The sequence below is a fragment of the Candidatus Planktophila sp. genome, assembly GCF_040402315.1.
Taxonomy (GTDB): Bacteria; Actinomycetota; Actinomycetes; order Nanopelagicales; family Nanopelagicaceae; genus Planktophila.
This window is the reverse complement of the sequence record NZ_JBBAMU010000049.1, coordinates 1-3142: the sequence shown is the minus strand read 5'-3', so window position 1 is coordinate 3142 and position 3142 is coordinate 1. Positions and strand designations below refer to the sequence as shown.

The 3142-nt window shown below is 47.6% G+C and carries 3 protein-coding genes and 1 pseudogene; all 4 read right to left on the bottom strand.

Annotated features, from left to right (window positions below; translation table 11 throughout):
• Positions 1-461 (bottom strand): annotated as a pseudogene (locus tag AC9UEP_RS05785) (hypothetical protein); the annotation flags it as partial.
• 4 nt (positions 462-465) lie between these two features.
• Positions 466-1212 carry an amino acid ABC transporter ATP-binding protein gene (locus AC9UEP_RS05780; protein ID WP_509545007.1) on the bottom strand — a complete coding sequence of 249 codons (747 nt, stop codon included), beginning with the start codon at positions 1210-1212 and terminating at the stop codon, positions 466-468.
• Entirely contained in the window at positions 1212-2078 is an 867-nt protein-coding gene (locus AC9UEP_RS05775; RefSeq protein ID WP_509545004.1) for an amino acid ABC transporter permease, read from the bottom strand. Before AC9UEP_RS05775 ends, AC9UEP_RS05780 begins: the two co-directional genes overlap by 1 nt.
• 33 nt (positions 2079-2111) lie before the next feature.
• Entirely contained in the window at positions 2112-2960 is an 849-nt protein-coding gene (locus AC9UEP_RS05770; RefSeq protein ID WP_509545001.1) for an ABC transporter substrate-binding protein, read from the bottom strand.
• Positions 2961-3142: the final 182 nt, after the last annotated feature.

The following is a 3142-nucleotide window of genomic DNA, read 5'->3' as shown; positions in this document are numbered from 1 at the left end:
CTAATGCGGTGAACTAAACTCTCCCCATATCCATCACCAATCCAGATATCTCCCTTGTAGGGGCCTTCTTCTTCAACAATGGCAAGCGTTGTCGGTTTCCATGTGATGGCATCGCCAGCTTTAGTGTTGGGTCTTGAAATTATGCGTAGTACTTCACCTTTGCGATTAACCAAAAGCACTTGCGCAGCCTCCGTGCCACCCGGATCACAGATCCAGAAAGAATCATCACTGGAGTTCGAAACCATTGTAATTCCATGCAGGATAGCTGCATCAACATCAACTCTAGTAAAGCTTGCATCTTCTGGATTTAAGACAATAAATGCTCGTCCACCAGGGGATTCAAAAACTATCTGGCCATCGCTCAAGATTCCGATGCCCGAATGCATCCAACCATTTTTTGGATCACCGCTAAAAATCGTTTTCCAATTAATCTCGTGTGGAATTGAAGTGGATTCAGACATCTCTCTACAACCGACCAGCCTGGTGCACTCGCTTGAGGAATTCTTGCGTCTTTGGGTTCTGCGGGTTATGCAGGACTTGCTCCGCACTTCCACGTTCAATCACATTTCCTGATTCCAGGAAGCAGACTTCATCAGCTACCTGCGTTGCAAAACCCATTTCATGTGTTGCCAGGACCATCGTCATGCCATCACTTTTTAGATCACGCACAGCAGCGAGAACTTCATTAACTAAGACCGGATCAAGGGCTGATGTCACTTCATCAAGAAGTAGTAAGCGAGGGTTTACCGCAAGTGAGCGAATGATTGCTACTCGTTGTTGCTGTCCCCCACTCAAGCGATCTGGATATTGATCTGCCTTATCGGCTAAATCAAATCTTTTCAGCAGCTGTGTGGCATGAGTATTGGCCTCATCTTTACTCTTGCCGTGGACTTTGATTGGCGAGAGTGTGATGTTCTCTAAGACCGTTTTGTGTGGAAATAAGTTAAAGGATTGAAAAACCATTCCTAAGCGGCGGCGAACTTCATCCACATCCATCAATGGGTCTGAAATCTCTTGCCCATCAAGAAAAATCTGACCATCATCGATTGATTCAAGCAGATTGATGCAGCGCAAAAGCGTGGACTTACCTGAGCCGGAGGCGCCAATCAGCACGGTGGCTGTGTGCTCTGGAACAGAGAGCGATAAATCCTGGAGCACGAGCTCTGCACCAAATGACTTTCGAACATTTACCAGCTCTAATACGTTGCTCATTAAATTACACCTTCAGAGTTCTGCGCACTGGTGCGTTGCCTGATGGCTCTATCTGTATAACGAGTCATGGGGATAGTGATGAGTAAGAACAAGATGGCGGCAACAACATATGGCGTGTAATTAAAGGTACGGCTTGCATTAATTTGCGCAGCGCGCACCGCGTCAGTGACACCCAGAATAGAGACCAAACCGGTGTCCTTGAGCAATGAGACGAAATCATTTAGCAGGGGCGGCACAACCCGACGTATTGCCTGAGGCAGGACAACAAAGCGCATAGTCTGTCCTGAAGTTAATCCGAGGGAGCGAGCTGCGGCCCGCTGACTTGGGTGAATAGATAAAATTCCACTTCGAATAACTTCGGCCACATAGGCGGAATAGGTGAGCACTACAGCTACAGTTCCTAAGAAAATTACATTACTTGATACGCCAGTAAGTCCTAAAGCTGGAACACCAAAACCCACTAGCAAGATAATCAAGATCAGCGGTGCACCGCGGAAGATATCAACGTATGCGGTAGCTAAGAATCTAAAGGGAGTAAGCGCTGGTGACTTAGTGGTTCGCAGCAGCGCCAGACCGAGTGCGATGACACCGATTGCTGCCCCACCAATAAAAGTTAACTGTAAGTTAATCCAAAGCCCGCGAAGGACAGTGGGAAAGACTTCCCGGCCATAATCAATATCAAAAAAAGTTGCCTTAACAGTTTCCCAGCCTGGTGAAGTCACAAGAATTGCGGCGAGTGTGCCGAGCACAAAAATAGAGGAAGCCGCAGCAATACCTGCTTGCCTGCGGCTTATTGATTGGCGAGATCTACGACGCTCTAATTCACGTGAGCTTGGCGACCAAGCAGAGTTTTGCTTCTCTGACATGGTCGCCAAACTACCGTGTTTACTGCTGAGTTTCTATTGAGGCTTTAATACAGGAGCGCCAGCATCAGTTGCTAGCCACTTATCTGTAATTGCAGCCAGCGTTCCATCAGCGGTAATGGCATCAACAGCGCCAGTAACACATGATGTGAGCTTGCTTGCCTTTGTTAGCAAGAGACCAAACTGATCGCCTGCACCAGTTGATGGAAGTTGTCCAACGATCAGTCCGTTTGGAACTTCAACACCTGATAGATAGAAGGCAGTTGGAAGATCTACGACGAGACCGTCAATCTGCTTGTTCTTCAGTGCTGACACACCAGCCGCGTTGTCGTTAAATACCTGTGGTTTGATACCAATCTGATTCTCGACTGCATCTAGTGAGGTTGTTCCGACAGCTGCGCCAAGCTTGGCGTCCTTAAGGTCTGCAAGTGAAGTCTTCCCTTCAATCTTGCTTCCCTTAAATGAAACGATTGCTTGTGGGGCTGTGTAATAAGGTGAAGAGAAATCAACAGCCTTCTTGCGATCATCAGTGATTGAGAATTGCTGCAAATTGAAGTCAAACTTCTTCTCTCCTGGGGTGACAGCTGAATCAAATGTGGTACGGACCCAGGTGACATCTGCTGCATCAAAACCAAGCTGCTTAGCAACTGCATAAGCAACTGCGCCTTCGAAGCCTTCACCAGATTCTGGCTTGTCATCTATGACCCATGGGTAGTAAGCAGGCTCGCCAGTTGCGATTGTGAGCTTACCTTCAGTAATTGTTGCTAAATCTGCCTTTTCACATGATGCTGCTTGTGATGATGATGAATCTTCAGATCCGCATCCTGTGAGTGTGAGAGCAGCTGCGATAACAACTGCAGAGAAAATTCCGAAACGTTTTTGCACGTTAACTCCTTAAGGTCGAGGCGTGATGGCTACTGGATAACAGTATTAACCGAGTCCATTAATGTCGACCCGCAAATGAACTGCAGGAAGCCCAGGAAAGCAAAAACGCCCCTCGTTATGAAGGGCGTTACTGGTGGCGGGTGAAGGATTTGAACCTTCGAAGGCAGAGCCGGGGGATTTAC